Raw genomic sequence first — 15,043 nt, 5'->3', positions numbered from 1 at the left:
CCGAGGGGTGGGTGCGGGGTGCGGTTCCGGGGGAAGGGTGGAGGGCATGAGCACCCTGGCCCAGCACCGGTCCGAGTCCCGCCCCGCGGGCGTGGCGTCCCTGCTGCCGTTCGCGGCGGCGGTCGTGGTCATCACGATCGTCGGCGGGTTGGCGGCGGCGTCCTCGCGCGAGACCTACGCCGCCCTCGACCTGCCGCCGTACGCGCCGCCGGGCTGGGTGTTCGGGCCGGTCTGGACGGTGCTCTACGCGATGATCGCCGTGGCCGGCTGGCTGGCGTGGCGCTCCGGCGGCGGCCGACCCGCGGTGGTGGCGTGGTCGGTGCAGCTGGCGCTCAACCTGGCCTGGACGCCGCTGTTCTTCGCCGCCGACGCCTACACCCTGGCGCTGGTCGAGATCGTGCTGCTGCTCGTGGCGGTCGCGGCGACGGTGGTGGTCTTCCGCCGCACCTCGCGGCTCGCGGCGGGGCTGATGCTGCCCTACCTGGCGTGGGTGGCGTTCGCGACGGCGCTGAATCTGGGTGTCGTGGTGCTCAACTGACGTGATGGAGTGGGGTGCGTGAGCATCCTGGACCGCTTCCACGCCCAGATCCGGCTCGGCGGGCGGGAGGACGAGCCCGCACCCGGGATCGTGATCGACCGCGACGGGCCGGTGCGACGCCGTTACCCGGAGGTCCCCGGCACCTCCTACTGCATGATCGAGTGCCCCGAGGGCCTCGGCGACGACCCCGACCGCTGGATCGCCCGGCAGGTGGAGTTCTTCACCACCCGCGGGGAGCAGGTGGAGTGGAAGACCTACTCCTACGACGCGCCGGCCGACCTCACCGACCGGCTGCGGGCCGCGGGGTTCGTGCCCGAGGACGACGAGACGCTGCTGCTCGGCGACACCGCCGGCCTCGTGCACGACGTCGTGCTGCCCGAGGGGGTGGTGGTGCGGCAGGTGGACACCGAGCCCGACCTCGCCCGGATCGAGGAGCTGATGCGCACCATCTGGGGGTCCGGACGAGACGACGGGTCGCTGGCGCGGGAGATGGCGGCCAACCCCGACGCGCTCGACGTCGTGGTGGTCGAGGAGTCGCCCGAGGGGCCGGTGCTGTGCGCGGGCTGGCTGCGCTACACGCCGGGCACCGACTTCGCGAGCATGTGGGGCGGTTCGACGCTCCCGCACTGGCGACGCCGGGGGCTCTACCGCGCCACCGTGGCCCACCGGGCCGCGCTCGCGCTGGCGCGCGGCTACCGCTCGATGCGGTTGGACACCTCGCCGGACTCGCGGCCCATCCTGGAGCGGCTCGGCCTGCAGGCGGTGGCCACCACCACGCCCTACGTGCTGGACGCCCGCGCGTGAGCGCGGTTCGCTACCCGGCGCCGCTGAGCCCCGGCGACCGCATCGGCGTCACCTCGCCCTCGGCGGGGGTGGACGGGGCGGCCGCCGACCGGATCGCGTTCTGCGTCGACTGGCTGCGGCGCTGCGGCTACAACGTCGTCGTGGGGGAGTGCATGGACGGCGGCGGCCTCACCGCGGGGCCCGCGGCGGCGCGCGCCGCCGAACTGAGCGCGATGCTGCTCGACCCGAGCATCCGGTGCGTGCTGCCGCCCTGGGGCGGCGAGACCGCGATCGACCTCGTGGACCTGCTGGACTGGGACGCCCTGGCCGCCGCGGAGCCGACCTGGCTGGTGGGGTACTCCGACCTCTCGACGCTGCTCGTGCCGCTCACCACCCGGCTCGGGTGGGCGACGCTGCACGGCGACAACCTCGCCGACACCCCCTACGCCGTGCCGGAGGGGCTGCTCGGCTGGCGCGTGCTCGCCGGCGGTCCGGGGCCCTTCGAACAGCGCGACTCCGGACTGGTCGCCACCTGGGTGCGCTTCGAGGACGACCCGCGGGCCACGGCGTGGCCCGAGGTCGGGCGCGGCGCCTGAACGCTGCACGGGGCGACCTCGCTCGACGTCACCGGTCGGCTGATCGGCGGGTGCGTCGAGACCCTGGTCAACCTCGCGGGCACGCCCTACGGCGACGTCGCGGGGTTCGGCCGCGCCCACGCCGAGGACGGGCTGGTCGTCTACCTCGAGGTGTCCGGCGACGACGCCGCCACGGTGTGCCGGCACCTGCACGGCCTGCGGCTGGCCGGGTGGTTCGAGCACGCCCGCGCGATCCTCATCGGCCGCACGAACGCCCCCGACCACCCGCAGGTGACCCAGCACGAGGCCGTGCTGGACGCCCTGGGCCGGCTCGGGCTGCCGATCGTCCTCGACCTCGAGATCGGCCACGTCCCGCCGCACCTGCCGCTGGTCAACGGCGCGCTGGCGCGGGTGGTCGTGGACGGTGAGGACCGTCGGATCGTGCAGACCCTGGCCTGAGGTCGTGGCCCCCGTGCGACGCCTCAGCCGGCGGTGAGCAGCGGGCGGGTCCGGGCCACCACGGCGTCGACGTCCGCGGTGCCGAGCAGGATCTGCACCGCGAAGCCGTCCCACATCGCCCGCAGCTGCCGCGAGAGCGCCGCCGGATCCGGGTGCTGGGGGAGCACCGCGCCGAGCAGGGCGACCAGGTCCCGGTGCCAGACGTCGTCGAGGTCGGCGATCGCCCGGGCGAGGTCGTCGTCGTAGGGCGCCCGGGCCCACATCTCCAGCCACAACAGCCAGCGCGCGTCGCCGGGACCCGTGGGGAGGTAGACCCGGGCGAGCTCCAGCGCGGCCTCGGGCCCGGGGTCGGGACCGGTGATGGCCCCGGTGAGCACCGCGGCGCGCTGGGGCGCGTAGTGCTGCTCGCTCCAGCGCAGGGTCTCCAGCAGCAGGCCGTCGCGGGTGCCGAAGTAGTAGAGGAGGTGCCCGCCGCTGGTGTCGAGCCGGGCGGCGATCTTGGCCATCGTGACGGCGGCCAGACCCTGCTCGGCCACCATCGCCAGCGTCGTCTCGAGCACCTGCTCGCGCGAGTGCGCGAGGCGTCGGGGACTGCGGGCGGCGGCCATGGCCCTTGACTCTAGCGCCGGATCGGGCAATTCTTGAACAACGTTCAAAACCTGTGGTTCGGAGGATCCATGCGCGACGTGATCATCGTCGGGGCCGGCGTCACCGGTCTCACCGCCGCCCTGCGGCTCACCGAGGCCGGGCACGACGTCCTGGTGCTGGAGGCCCGCGACCGGGTCGGCGGCCGGCTCTCCACCGAGGCCCACGGCCCCGCGGGCGCGGAGTCGGACTTCGAGGTCGGCGGCCAGTGGGTCTCGCCCGACCAGACCGCCCTGATCGCGCTCGTCGAGGAGCTCGGGCTCACCACCTACTCCCGGTACCGCACCGGCGACTCGCTCTACGTCGACACCGACGGCGGCACCCACCGCTTCACCGACGACCTCCCGCTGCCGGCGGCCACCAACGCCGAGGTCGACCGCCTCTCCGAGGCCCTGGACACCCTGGCGCGCGAGCTCGACCCCGACCGGCCCTGGGAGCACCCCGACGCCCACGCGCTGGACCGGGTGACCTTCCAGGCGTGGCTGGAGTCGCAGAGCGACGACCCCGTGGCCGTCGCGATGGTGTCGCTGTTCATCGGCCCCGCGATGCTCACCAAGCCCGCCCACGCCTTCTCCGCGCTGCAGGCCGGCCTCATGGCCGCCAGCGCCGGCTCCTTCCACCACCTGGTGGACGCCGACTTCATCCTCGACAAGCGCGTGGCCGGCGGCCTGGCCTCGGTGCCCGCGGCGCTGGCAGCCCGGCTGGGCGACCGCGTGCGGCTGGAGGCCGACGTCACCGCCGTGCGGTGGAACGACGACGGCGTCACCGTGACCGTCGACGGCGAGCTGCTCACCGCCCGCCGTCTCGTGCTGGCCCTGCCGCCCACCCACGTGAGCCGGATCCGGCTCGATCCCGCGCTGCCCACCGAGCACCGCGCCGCCCGCGAGCACCAGTCCTTCGGGCTCGTGCTCAAGGTCCAGGCCGAGTACGACACCGCGTTCTGGCGCGAGGCCGGCCTCAGCGGCACCGGCTTCGCCCCCTTCCAGCTGGTGCACGAGATCTACGACAACACCACCGACGTCGCCGAGACCGGCTCGGGCTACGGCACCCTGGTGGGCTTCGTCTCCGACGTGCACGCCGACGAGGCGCTGCGCTGGAGTGCGGAGGAGCGGCGCGCCAAGGTGCTGGCCTCCATGGCCGCCTACTTCGGCGACGCCGCGCTGTCCCCGCGCACCTACGTCGAGAGCACCTGGCACGACCAGGAGCTCACCGGCGGCGCCTACGGCACCAGCTTCGACGTCGGTGGCCTGAGCCGCTGGGGTGCGGTGCTGCGCCAGCCCGTGGGACCGATCCACTTCGGCTCCAGCGACGTCGCCGGCCTGGGCTTCCAGCACGTCGACGGCGCCGTGCGCGTGGGCCACGACCTCGCCGCCGAGCTCGCCACCGCACTCGGCGGCTGAGTCCGCGAGTCTCGTGCTCGGCCTCGCGTTGCACACCAAGACCTACGTGTGCCTCCACGTGTTCGACGGCCGCATGCCCGTGATGCTGGTGACCAGGCCGGACGGCGACTGGTGTGCGCTCTGCGGCGACGACCATCCTGACGACGCGGGTCAGTATCGTGTCGTGGGCCTCGGTCACGTGATCCAGCAGGATCCGACGCTCGCGGACGTGCTCGACCTTGCGGCCGGCGAGGAGGCCGAGCGCGAGATCGTGGGAGGACCCTGGACCCGGTCGACGTTCTGATGGGACGCTGGGCTGGGTCCGGGGTGAGGTTCGTTGAGGGGAGTAGCGAGATGCCCGAACGATCCCTGGCCGACCTGATCGCCCATGCCGACGAGCTCGCGGCAGCCTTCGAGAACCAGGGCCCTTCACCTGAGGGCTTCGATGCGCCGCTCCCGCCGCTCATGGCGATGAAGCTCGCGGCGTTCCGTCGGGCGGCCGCCGAGAAGGAACTCGCCGACGCCGTCCGCGCCGCCCGCGAGGCAGGACAGTCGTCGTTCGGGCCCGGCGACACCCTGGGCGGCTGAGGGTCAGCGACCCCGTGCACCCGTGGGCCGCTCGTCGCTGCGCCTTCGTCACGGCGGGCAACCAGGACCAGACGGCATCACCCCACGCGGCTGCCCGGGTGCGGGCGTCTCGTGACGCTCGCTGGCGCTCGCTCCTCGACGACCGTGCCTGGTGTTGTGCTTGCTCCTCGACGACCGTGCCTGGTGTTGTGCTTGCTCCTCGACGACCGTGCCTGGTGTTGTGCTTGCTCCTCGACGACCGTGCCTGGTGTTGCGCTCGCTCCTCGAGGACCGTCCTGGTCGCGGTCTCGAGACATGGTGAGACGGGTGCGGCGTCTCGTGACGCTCGCTGGCGCTCACTCCGCGACGACCGTGTCCTCCGCTGGAACGTTCGTCGGAGGGGCCTGGCGACGTGGGCCACCCACGTTCGTCGAGGAGGCGCCCCGGCGCCGTCACGAGACGCAGGATGGCGTGGGCGGGCCTCAGGTGAAGGCGTTGATGCCGGTCTCGGCGCGGCCGATGATGAGCTTCTGGATCTGGCTGGTGCCTTCGTAGAGCGTCATCACGCGGGCGTCGCGCAGGAACTTGGCGGCCGGGTAGTCGCTGACGTAGCCGGAGCCGCCGTGCACCTGGATGCAGAGGTTGGCAGCGCGCACGGCGGCCTCGGAGGCGTAGAGCTTGGCCTTGGACGCCGCCAGGCCGACGGGCTCGCCGCGGTCGAGCAGGTCGGCGCAGCGCCACACCAGCAGCCGGGCGGCGTCGGCGTCGAGGCTGAGGTCGGCGATCATGTCCTGCACCAGCTGGAAGGCCGCGATCGGGCGGTCGAACTGGGTGCGGGAGGTCGCGTAGGCCACCGAGGTCTCCAGACAGGCCTGCACCAGGCCGACGCAGCCGGCGGCCACGGACACCCGGCCCTTGTCGAGGCTGCTCATCGCGACCTTGAACCCCTGGCCCTCGCCGTTCGGCCCGTCCTGGTCGGCCGGTCCGCCGAGCATCGCCGAGGCCGGCACGCGCACGCCGTCGAGGAACAGCTCGGCGGTGGCCTGGCCGCGCAGGCCGAGCTTGCCGGTGACCTCGCGGGCGGTGAAGCCGGGGGTGTCGGTGGGCACGAGGAACGCGCTGATGCCGCGGGGGCCCTCGCCGCCGGTGCGCGCGAAGATCAGCGCGACCTGCGCCCACGTGCCGTTGGTGATGAACAACTTCTGGCCGTCGATCACGTAGTCGTCGCCGTCGCGCACGGCGCGGGTGCGCAGGTTGCCGGCGTCGGAGCCCACCCCGGGCTCGGTGAGGCCGAAGCAGCCCAGCACCTCGGCGGTGGCGATGCGGGGCAGCCACTCGCGCTTCTGCTCCTCGGTGCCCCAGCCCAGGATCGACTTGCCCACCAGGCCGTTGGACACCGACACGATGCCGCGCAGTGCGGAGTCGGCGCGGCCGAGCTCCTCCATGCCGAGCACGTAGGTGACGTAGTCGCCGCCCAGGCCGCCGTACTCCTCCGGGATGGTGAGGCCGAAGAAGCCGAGCTCGGCCATGCCGGGGATGATGCCGAGGTCGATCGACTCCCGGTCGTCCCACTCCTGGCGGTGGGGCACCGCCTCCTTCTCCAGGAACGCCCGGGCGGCGTCGCGGAACGCCTCCTGCTCGGCGGTGAGCGACAGGTCCATCAGCGACTCGCCTCCAGTCCGGCGGCCAGCAGCGGCTCGACCGCGGCCCCCACGGTGTCGAAACCCTCCCCGACCGTCTGGCCGGCGAGGAAGCGGTGGTGGATCCCCTCCAGGATCACCGCGATCTTGAGGTAGGCCAGGCCCAGGTGGAAGCGCAGGTCGCCGAGCGGCCGGCCGCCCGCGGCCTCGTAGGTGGCCAGCTGGGTGGCGCGGTCGGGGTAGCCGGGGGCGCTGCTGGCGTCCGCCACTGCCGCGCCACCGGTGATCGTGCCGAGGTCGTCGTAGACCAGCAGCAGCGCGACGTCGGTGAGCGGGTCGCCGAGGGTGGCCATCTCCCAGTCGACGACGGCGCGCACCGGCCCGCCCTCGGACTCGGGCGTGCCGGGCAGGCACAGCAGGTTGTCGAGCCGGTAGTCGCCGTGCACGATCCCGGGCGGCGCGTCGACGTCGGGCAGGGAGTCGCCGAGCCGGGCCAGCAGTCGCTCGGCGTCGGGCAGCGGCCGGGTGGCCGAGCCCTCCAGCTGGCGGCCCCAGCGCCGCACCTGGCGCTCCAGGAACCCGGCCGGGCGCCCGAAGTCGCCCAGGCCCACCGCGACCGGGTCGACGGCGTGCAGCCGGGCCAGCACCTGCGTCATCGCCGTCGCCAGCGCCGCGGTGCCCTCAGCCCCGAGCGGGGCCAGCTGGGCGGCGGTGCGGTAGGGCGTGCCGGCGACGTCGTCCATGACGTAGAACGGCGCGCCGATCACCTCGGGGTCGGTGCACTGCGCCCGCACGGTGGGCACCGGCACCCCGCTGCCGGCCAGCGCGGCCATGGCGGTGTACTCCCGGCCCATGTCGTGGGCGGTGGCCTGCACGTGCCCGAGCGGGGGACGCCGCACGATCCGGGTGGTGACGCCGTCGCCCACCCGGTAGGTGAGGTTGCTCTTGCCGCCGGCGATCAGGGTGCCGGTGAGGGGCGCGCTGAGGTCGCCCGGGGCCGCGGCGGCGTACCAGGCCGCGAACCGGTCGAGGTCGAGCCCGGGCAGATCGGGTGCGGGCAGGTCCGGCGCGGCGGCGGTGGTCATGCCCCGGCGAGCCCGTCGACCTTGGTCTGCAGGCGGCGCATGCCGGCCAGCCAGCGGTCGGTGTCGGCGGCCCGGGCGGCGTAGTAGCCGGCCACCTCGGGATGGGGGAGGACCAGGAACCGGTCCTCCTCGAGTGCGGCCACCCAGGCGTCGGCGACGGCCTCGGGGGTGAGTGCCTCGTCGTGGCTGAGCAGGTCCTTGAGCGGCCCGGCCTGCTCGAGCATCGCCGTCTGCACGCCCTGCGGGCAGATCGCCTGCACCGCCACGCCCCGCCCGCCGTAGGTGATCGAGAGCCACTCGGCGAAGCCGACCGCGGCGTGCTTGGTGGTGGAGTACGCGGCGGCGCCGATCATCGTGAGCAGCCCCGCCGCCGAGGCGGTGACGACGAACCGCCCGCCCGGGCCGCCGGCCTCGTGGTCGGCCACCCAGCCCGGCACGAGCAGCTGGGCCGCGCGCACGTGGGCGCGCACATTGACCTCGAACATCCGGGTCCACTCGGCGTCCTCGAGCTGCAGGGAGTCGGCGCGGGTGCGGTCGATGCCGGCGTTGGCGCAGTAGACGTCGATGCGTCCCAGCGACTCGGTGGCCGCGGCCACCAGCGCCGCGACGCCCTCGGCGCTGGCGCAGTCGCCCGGCACCGGGGTGGCGCCGATCGCCTCGGCGGTGCGGGCGCAGGCGTCCGCGTCGACGTCGTTGACGACCACGCGGGCACCCTCGGCGACGAGCCGGGCGGCGAGGGCGGCCCCGATGCCGCCGCCCGCGCCCGTCACGACCGCGCCCCGACCCGCGAGCGCGGGATGCGCCATGCTCAGACCCCGCCAGTCATCGACACGCCGCCGTCGGCGACGACGGTCTGGCCGGTGAGCCAGCCGGCGTCCTCGGAGAGCAGGAAGGCCACCAGCGCGCCGATGTCCTCGATCTCCCCGAGCCGCTTGAGGGGGTAGGCGGCCGAGGCCTCCTCCTCGCGGCCGACGTAGAGCATCTCGGCGAACTTGGTCTTCACCACCGCCGGAGCGACGGCGTTGACGCGGATCGTGGGCCCGAGCTCGACCGCGAGGGTCTCGGTGAGGCTGATCATCGCGGCCTTGCTGGCGCCGTAGAAGGAGATGAACGGCGCCGGGCGCACCCCGGAGAGCGAGGAGATGTTGACGATCGAGCCGCCGTGCTCCTTCATCCAGGCGCGGTGGGCCTCCTGCACGAACCCGAGCATCGCGACCACGTTGGTGTCCATGATCTTGCGCGCGATGTCGAGGTCGAGGTCGGTGAGCGGTCCGAACGCCGGGTTGATGCCGGTGTTGTTCACCAGCAGGTCCAGGCTGCCGAAGGTCTCCACGGCGGTGGCGACGGCGGCCGCGCGGTGCTCGGGGTCGGCGGCGTTGCCGGGCACCGCCACCGCGACCTCGGGCCCGCCGAGGGCGGCGACGGCCTCGGCCAGTGGCTCGGGCTTGCGGGCGGTGATCACCACCCGCGCGCCCTCCTCGACCAGCCGCTGGGCGACGCCGAAGCCGATGCCCCGGCTCGCGCCGGTGACCAGCGCGGTACGACCGGTGAGGCCCTTCACGCCCCGGCCCCGGCGGGGGCCAGCGGGTCGAGGTCCTCGTGGTCGAACACCGTGGCGCTCAGGGCGCCGAGGTAGTGCGAGCCGTCGCCGAGCAGGTGGTCCAGGGCGGTGAGCCGGGCGGTGTACATGCCCACGCTGTACTCGGCGGTGACGCCGATGCCGCCGTGCAGCTGGATCGACTCCTTGCCCAGGTGGCGCCCGGCGCGGCTGACCTGCAGGCCCACGCGGGCGGCGGCGTCGGCCAGCGCCCCGGTGTCGCCGGTGGCGAGCACCATCGTGGCCCAGTCGACGACGCTGTGGGTGAGCTCGACGCTGGTGTAGAGGTCGGCGGCCCGGAAGGTGAGGGCCTGGAAGTTGTTGAGCGTGACGCCGAACTGCTTGCGGCTCTTGAGGTAGCTCGTGGTGAGCGCGAGCTGGGTCTGCATCAGGCCCAGCGCCTCGTTGGCGGCCATCACCCGGGCGATGTCCTGCACGGTGGCGATGGAGGCCGTCACGTCCTGCCCGGGGGTGCCGAGCGGGGTGGCGGCGGTGGCCTCGAAGGTGACCCGCGCGGCGCGCAGCCAGTCGGGGGTGCGGTAGCTCTCCCGCGAGGCGGCGGCGTCGCCGGCCACGAGGAACAGCCCGGTGCCGCCGCCCGGCAGCGCCGCGCTGACCACCAGCACGTCGGCGCGGGCGCCGACGGTGACGCCGTCCTTGACGCCGGTGAGGGTCCAGGAGTCGCCGTCCTGGGCGGCGGTGACGTCGTGGGCCTGCGCCGACCAGCGGCGACCCGGCTCGTCGTGGGCGAAGGCCAGCACCGACTCACCGGCGCTGAGGGCACCGAGCACCTCGGCGCGCTGCTCGGGGGTGCCGACCGCCGAGACCAGTCCGCCGGCCAGCACCACGCTGGCCAGGTACGGCTCGGGGGCGAGCACGCGGCCCAGCTCCTGGCACACGATGGCGACCTCGACGGGGCCCGCGCCCACGCCGCCGTCCTCCTCGCTGAAGGGCAGGCCCAGCAGGCCCATCTCGGCCAGCTGGCCCCACACCTGCTCGGAGAAGCCGGGCTCCTCGGCCACCGCCCGGCGCCGGTTCTCGTAGTCGGAGTAGGCCTTGCCGGCCAGCCCCTTCACGGCGTCGCGGAGGGCCTGCTGCTCGTCGTCGTAGCTGAAGTCCATGGGTTTCGTCGTCTCCTGTCGCGGCCGGTCAGAGGCCGAGGATCGTGCGGCTGATGATCTGGCGCTGGATCTCGTTGGACCCGCCGTAGATCGAGGCCTTGCGCAGGTTGAGGTAGGCCGGGGTGGAGCGGGTGAACCAGGCGGCGACGTCGTCGTCCTCCCCGCTCTGCAGGGTGGCGGGACCGCCGAGGTCGACCACCAGCTCGCTCACGGCCTGCTGCAGCTCGGTGCCGCGCAGCTTGAGCACCGAGCTGGCCGGGTGCGGCTCGCCGTCGGCGGAGTCGGCGGTGACGCGCAGCACGGTGAGCTCCAGGGCCAGCAGCTCGTTCTCGAGCTCGGCCACGCGGGCGCGCAGCAGCGGGTCGGCCTCGATGGTGGCGCGGCCCAGCTCCTTGGCGCGGGCGAGCACCCGCTTGGTGGCGCCCACGGGGGCCACGCCGACGCGCTCGTTGCCGAGCAGGAACTTCGCGATCGCCCAGCCGCCGTTGAGCTCGCCGACCAGGTTCTCACCCGGCACGCGGACGTTGTCGAACCAGACCTCGTTGACCTCGTGGCTGCCGTCGATCAGCTGGATCGGGCGCACCTCCAGGCCCTCGCTGCGCATGTCGATGAGCAGCATCGAGATGCCGGCCGGCTGAGTCCCCTCGGGGTCGGTGCGCACCAGGGGGAAGATCCAGTCGCCGTGCTGGCCCAGGGTGGGCCAGGTCTTCTGGCCGTTGACGATCCAGTCGTCGCCGTCGCGCACCGCGCTGGTGCGCAGCGAGGCGAGGTCGGAGCCGGAGTCGGGCTCGGAGAAGCCCTGGCTCCACCAGATGTCGAGGTTCGCCGTGGCGGGGAGGAACTTCTCCTTCTGCTCCTGGGTGCCGAAGTGCGCGATGACCGGGCCGATCATCGAGGCGTTGAAGGCCAGCGGCATCGGCACGCAGGCCGCCTGCAGCTCCTCGTGCCAGATGTGGCGCTGGAGGTCGGTCCAGTCGCGGCCGCCCCACTCGGCGGGCCACGCGGGCACGGCCAGGCCCTCGGCGTTGAGCACCCGCATGCTCTCCACGATCTGGTCCTTGGTCAGCTCGCGGCCCTCGGCCACGGTGCGCCGGATCTCGTCGGGGAACTTGGTGGTGAAGAAGGTGCGCAGTTCCTCGCGGAACTCCTGCAGCTCCGCGGACAGCTCCAGCTTCAAGGGGGCCCCTCTCATCGGGACGTCGGCCAGTGCGGAGGGCGACTGGGCGCTGCGACGTCGGTCACGTGCGTGCCCTGCCATTCAAGCCCCTGTCGGCACCGCGCGGAAGGAGGGGGTCGGCTGTTCGGGCTGTTTCTGGACACAGTGTCTCGGCAGTGCCCTTGTCGGGTCGCCCAAATGCCGGTGCGGGCGCGCCCCGCGGTGCGGGAGGATCACCTCCCGTGGGTCATGTCGACGTCCAAGGAGTCCGCTACGAGCTGCCCGACGGCCGGGTGCTGCTCGACGACGTCTCGTTCCGGGTGGGGGAGGGCGCCAAGGTCGCCCTGGTGGGCGCCAACGGCGCCGGCAAGACCACGCTGCTGCGCCTGATCATCGGCGACCTCGACCCCCACGCCGGCGTCATCGTGCGCAGTGGCGGGCTCGGCGTCATGCGGCAGGACGTGAAGGCCGGGCTGGGGCCCGACCCCACTGTCGCCGACCTGCTGCTCTCACTGGCCCCACCGCGCGTGCGGGCCGCGGCGGCCGCGGTCGACGCGTGCGAGCTGGCGCTGATGGAGACCGACGACGAGGCGACCCAGATGCGCTACGCCGAGGCGATCCACGACTACACCGACGCCGGCGGCTACGACCTCGAGGTCGTCTGGGACGTCACCACCGTCAAGGCGCTCGACGTGCCCTACGACCGGGCCAAGTACCGCGAGCTGCGCACGCTGTCGGGCGGGGAGCAGAAGCGGATCGTGCTGGAGTACCTGCTCGCCGGACCGGAGGAGGTGCTGCTGCTCGACGAGCCCGACAACTACCTCGACGTGCCGGGCAAGATCTGGCTCGAGGAGCGCATCCGCGCCAGCGCCAAGACGATCCTGTTCATCAGCCACGACCGCGAGCTGCTCGCCAACACCGCCACGCGCGTCGTCACCGTCGAGCTCGGCCACGCCGGCAACTCCACCTGGACCCACCCGGCCGGCTTCGCCAGCTACCACGAGGCCCGGCGCGACCGGTTCGAGCGGTTCGAGGAGCTGCGCCGGCGCTGGGACGAGGAGCACGCCAAGCTCAAGGCGCTCGTGCTGCGCCTGAAGATCAAGTCCGAGTACAACGACGGCATGTCGAGCCAGTACCGGGCCGCCCAGACCCGGCTGCGCAAGTTCGAGGAGGCCGGGCCGCCCACCGAGCAGCCCCGCGAGCAGCAGGTGACGATGCGGCTGCAGGGCGGGCGCACCGGCAAGCGCGCCGTCGTCTGCGAGGGCCTGGAGCTGAGCGGCCTGATGCGGCCCTTCGACCTCGAGGTCTGGTACGGCGAGCGCGTGGCGGTGCTGGGCTCCAACGGCTCCGGCAAGTCGCACTTCCTGCGGCTGCTGGCCGCCGGCGGCAGCGATCCCGACCCGTCCCTGCGTCCGCTCGACGGCCTCACCGACGGGCCGCCGATCGAGCCGGTGCGCCACACCGGGGTGGCCAAGCTCGGGGCCCGCGTGGTGCCCGGGTGGTTCGTGCAGACCCACGACCATCCCGAGCTGATCGGGCGCACGCTGCTGGAGATCCTCCACCGCGGCGACGGCGGCCGCGCCGGCATGGGGCGCGAGCAGGCCAGCCGCGTGCTGGACCGCTACGAGCTCTCGGCGCAGGCCGAGCAGCGCTTCGAGTCGCTCTCGGGCGGTCAGCAGGCGCGCTTCCAGATCCTGCTGCTGGAGCTGTCCGGCGCCACCCTGCTGCTGCTCGACGAGCCCACCGACAACCTCGACCTCGAGAGCGCCGAGGCGTTGGAGGCCGGACTCGCCGGCTTCGAGGGCACGGTCCTGGCCGTCACCCACGACCGGTGGTTCGCCCGCGGCTTCGACCGGTTCCTGGTCTACGGCGCCGACGGCGAGGTGTACGAGTCCGACGGACCGGTCTGGGACGAGGGCCGGGTCGCGCGCGCCCGCTGACCCGGCAGCATCGCCGGCGTCGGTGCGGCGCGGCGTCCCGCCTCCGGAGGGGTTGGTGCGACGCGGCGTCGCGGTGTGCGACAGTCTCGGCATGGCGACCCCAGATCACGTCGAGGACCCCCTCGCCGCCGTGCTCGGCACCACCCCGCCCGAGTCCGTGCAAGCGCTCCCCGACGACGTCCGGCAGCGGTTGGCCGACCAGGTGCGGGCCGGGCGTCGCCGTCAGGCCCGGCTCACCGAGGAGGCCGTCGACCGCGCGATCACCGGCGTGCCGCTGCCGGTGCGCTCGGTGATCCGCAAGGCGCTGGTCGGATGAACACGCCCGACCCGCGCTCGGTGCCGCGCCCGGCGCCCCGTCGTTCGCCGCAGCTGTCCCGCATCGCGCGGCTGCTGCACCTCGAGCAGGACCAGCTGCAGGGCCTCGACGACCTCCCCGACGCCGACCTGCGGGTGCTGCACGACCAGATCAGCCACACCCTGTTCAGCCCGGGGCAGACGCAGTTCGCCAAGGTCGCCGCGCTCTCCAAGACCCTCCCGGCGCCCGCGGCGGCGAAGCTGGCCGAGAAGTTCCTCCCGCCGGTGCTCGGCGCCCGCGTGGCCGAGCTGCTCGACCCCGCCCGCGCCCGCGACCTGGTGGGTCGGCTCTCGATCCGCTACCTCGCCGACATCGCGTTGGCGCTGGACCCGGTGAAGTCGCGCCCGGTGCTCGAGGCCATCCCGCCGGTGAAGATCCGCGAGGTCGCGCAGGCGCTGTTCGCCCGCGACGAGCACGCCGCGATGGCCGAGTTCGCCTCCGCCGTCACCTACGAGGGCCTCTGGGAGGCGCTGGGCGACGCCCGCCCGCGCGACCTGCTGCTGCTCGCCCCGCTGCTGGAGTGGAACGAGCGGCTCGAGCGGGTCGTGGCCGAGCTGCCCGAGACCAAGATCCGCGAGATCGCCACCGAGCTCTCCACCGCCGACCTCGCGACCCTGGCCCTCGACCTCGAGCCGGCCCGGTTCGCCCCCGTCGTCCCGCACCTCGACGTCGCGGTGCTGCGCGCCATCGCCGCCCAGCTGTTCGCCTGGGACGAGCACGCCGCGGCCGCGGCGTTCACCGCCGTCGTGCCGGCCCCGGTGGTCCTGGGCGTCCTCGACGTCGCCACGGCGGACGACCTGCGCGCCCTCGCCCCCCACCTGCAGCCCTCCCCGGCGCTCACCGAGGCCGCGGCCGCGCTGCCCGACGACGTGCGCGCGGTGCTGGCCGAGGTCGCCGCCACCGCCGACCTGCACCCCGAGGTCGCCGCCCTGCTCTGAGCGGTGTGACCGCGGACGGTCGTCGACGAGGCGACCCGGCGCCGTCGCGAGGCGTGGTGGATCGGGTGCGGGCGTCTCGTGACGCTCGCTGGCGCTCGCTCCTCGACGACCGTCGGTCCCCACGCCGGCCACTCGCTGGCGCTCGCTCCTCGACGACCGTCGGTCCCCACGCCGGCCACCCGCTGGCGCTCGCTCCTCGACGACCGTCGGTCCCCACGCCGGCCACCCGCTGGCGCTCGCTCCTCGACGACCGTCGGTCCCCACG

17 protein-coding genes are annotated in these 15,043 nt (G+C 73.8%); 10 read left to right on the top strand and 7 right to left on the bottom strand.

All coding sequences use genetic code 11. The features are described 5' to 3' along the window. Nucleotides 1–46: 46 nt before the first annotated feature. Genes ACERUJ_RS12610 through ACERUJ_RS12595 form a run of 4 tightly spaced genes read left to right on the top strand, consistent with a single transcriptional unit; the run spans nucleotide 47 to nucleotide 2,355 of the window. Nucleotides 47–538 carry a TspO/MBR family protein gene (locus ACERUJ_RS12610; RefSeq protein WP_370248916.1) on the top strand — a complete coding sequence of 164 codons (492 nt, stop codon included), beginning with the start codon at nucleotides 47–49 and terminating at the stop codon, nucleotides 536–538. 18 nt (nucleotides 539–556) lie between these two features. Continuing rightward, nucleotides 557–1,342, top strand: coding sequence for a GNAT family N-acetyltransferase (locus ACERUJ_RS12605; RefSeq protein ID WP_370248915.1), 786 nt, complete (start codon nucleotides 557–559; stop codon nucleotides 1,340–1,342). Further along, the gene (locus ACERUJ_RS12600; RefSeq protein ID WP_370248913.1) at nucleotides 1,339–1,917 is read left to right on the top strand and encodes an LD-carboxypeptidase; all 579 of its coding nucleotides are present in this window, start codon (nucleotides 1,339–1,341) and stop codon (nucleotides 1,915–1,917) included. Before ACERUJ_RS12605 ends, ACERUJ_RS12600 begins: the two co-directional genes overlap by 4 nt. Before the next feature lie 3 nt (nucleotides 1,918–1,920). Continuing rightward, nucleotides 1,921–2,355 carry a hypothetical protein gene (locus ACERUJ_RS12595; protein WP_370248936.1) on the top strand — a complete coding sequence of 145 codons (435 nt, stop codon included), beginning with the start codon at nucleotides 1,921–1,923 and terminating at the stop codon, nucleotides 2,353–2,355. 23 nt (nucleotides 2,356–2,378) lie between these two features. Here the strand turns inward: ACERUJ_RS12595 and ACERUJ_RS12590 are convergent, their stop codons facing one another. Beyond that, the gene (locus tag ACERUJ_RS12590; RefSeq protein ID WP_370248911.1) at nucleotides 2,379–2,963 is read right to left on the bottom strand and encodes a TetR/AcrR family transcriptional regulator; all 585 of its coding nucleotides are present in this window, start codon (nucleotides 2,961–2,963) and stop codon (nucleotides 2,379–2,381) included. A gap of 69 nt (nucleotides 2,964–3,032) precedes the next feature. Between ACERUJ_RS12590 and ACERUJ_RS12585 the strand changes: the two genes are divergently transcribed. From ACERUJ_RS12585 to ACERUJ_RS12575, 3 genes are read left to right on the top strand one after another with little or no spacing between them, the layout of a single operon-like run. Next, entirely contained in the window at nucleotides 3,033–4,400 is a 1,368-nt protein-coding gene (locus ACERUJ_RS12585) for a flavin monoamine oxidase family protein (RefSeq protein ID WP_370248910.1), read from the top strand. A gap of 13 nt (nucleotides 4,401–4,413) precedes the next feature. Then, a complete protein-coding gene (locus ACERUJ_RS12580) occupies nucleotides 4,414–4,683 on the top strand; it encodes a hypothetical protein (protein ID WP_370248909.1) in 270 nt (89 codons plus the stop codon). A gap of 50 nt (nucleotides 4,684–4,733) precedes the next feature. Next, entirely contained in the window at nucleotides 4,734–4,967 is a 234-nt protein-coding gene (locus ACERUJ_RS12575) for a hypothetical protein (RefSeq protein WP_370248908.1), read from the top strand. Nucleotides 4,968–5,428: 461 nt separating this feature from the next. Here the strand turns inward: ACERUJ_RS12575 and ACERUJ_RS12570 are convergent, their stop codons facing one another. Genes ACERUJ_RS12570 through ACERUJ_RS12545 form a run of 6 tightly spaced genes read right to left on the bottom strand, consistent with a single transcriptional unit; the run spans nucleotide 5,429 to nucleotide 11,566 of the window. After that, complete coding sequence (locus tag ACERUJ_RS12570) at nucleotides 5,429–6,607, bottom strand: acyl-CoA dehydrogenase family protein (protein ID WP_370248907.1); 1,179 nt, start codon at nucleotides 6,605–6,607, stop codon at nucleotides 5,429–5,431. Next, the gene (locus ACERUJ_RS12565; protein WP_370248906.1) at nucleotides 6,607–7,671 is read right to left on the bottom strand and encodes a phosphotransferase family protein; all 1,065 of its coding nucleotides are present in this window, start codon (nucleotides 7,669–7,671) and stop codon (nucleotides 6,607–6,609) included. The genes ACERUJ_RS12570 and ACERUJ_RS12565 overlap by 1 nt, the downstream gene beginning before the upstream one ends. Further along, nucleotides 7,668–8,477: an SDR family oxidoreductase gene (locus ACERUJ_RS12560; protein ID WP_370248905.1), complete on the bottom strand. Its 810-nt coding sequence runs from the start codon at nucleotides 8,475–8,477 to the stop codon at nucleotides 7,668–7,670. The genes ACERUJ_RS12565 and ACERUJ_RS12560 overlap by 4 nt, the downstream gene beginning before the upstream one ends. Nucleotides 8,478–8,479: 2 nt before the next feature. Further along, the gene (locus ACERUJ_RS12555; RefSeq protein WP_370248904.1) at nucleotides 8,480–9,232 is read right to left on the bottom strand and encodes an SDR family oxidoreductase; all 753 of its coding nucleotides are present in this window, start codon (nucleotides 9,230–9,232) and stop codon (nucleotides 8,480–8,482) included. After that, complete coding sequence (locus ACERUJ_RS12550; RefSeq protein WP_370248903.1) at nucleotides 9,229–10,389, bottom strand: acyl-CoA dehydrogenase family protein; 1,161 nt, start codon at nucleotides 10,387–10,389, stop codon at nucleotides 9,229–9,231. Before ACERUJ_RS12550 ends, ACERUJ_RS12555 begins: the two co-directional genes overlap by 4 nt. 28 nt (nucleotides 10,390–10,417) lie before the next feature. Further along, complete coding sequence (locus ACERUJ_RS12545) at nucleotides 10,418–11,566, bottom strand: acyl-CoA dehydrogenase family protein (protein WP_370248902.1); 1,149 nt, start codon at nucleotides 11,564–11,566, stop codon at nucleotides 10,418–10,420. Nucleotides 11,567–11,787: 221 nt separating this feature from the next. Here ACERUJ_RS12545 and ACERUJ_RS12540 point away from each other — a divergent pair, with 221 nt between their 5' ends. From ACERUJ_RS12540 to ACERUJ_RS12530, 3 genes are all read left to right on the top strand, one after another. Further along, the gene (locus tag ACERUJ_RS12540; RefSeq protein ID WP_370248901.1) at nucleotides 11,788–13,485 is read left to right on the top strand and encodes an ABC-F family ATP-binding cassette domain-containing protein; all 1,698 of its coding nucleotides are present in this window, start codon (nucleotides 11,788–11,790) and stop codon (nucleotides 13,483–13,485) included. A 91-nt stretch (nucleotides 13,486–13,576) separates the two neighbouring features. After that, the gene (locus ACERUJ_RS12535) at nucleotides 13,577–13,801 is read left to right on the top strand and encodes a hypothetical protein (RefSeq protein WP_370248899.1); all 225 of its coding nucleotides are present in this window, start codon (nucleotides 13,577–13,579) and stop codon (nucleotides 13,799–13,801) included. After that, the gene (locus ACERUJ_RS12530) at nucleotides 13,798–14,778 is read left to right on the top strand and encodes a hypothetical protein (RefSeq protein WP_370248898.1); all 981 of its coding nucleotides are present in this window, start codon (nucleotides 13,798–13,800) and stop codon (nucleotides 14,776–14,778) included. Before ACERUJ_RS12535 ends, ACERUJ_RS12530 begins: the two co-directional genes overlap by 4 nt. Nucleotides 14,779–15,043: the final 265 nt, after the last annotated feature.

The sequence above is a fragment of the Nocardioides sp. genome (assembly GCF_964228225.1).
Taxonomy (GTDB): Bacteria; Actinomycetota; Actinomycetes; order Propionibacteriales; family Nocardioidaceae; genus Nocardioides.
Note: the sequence above shows the minus strand (reverse complement) of the source record. Positions and strands in the feature narration are given on the sequence as shown.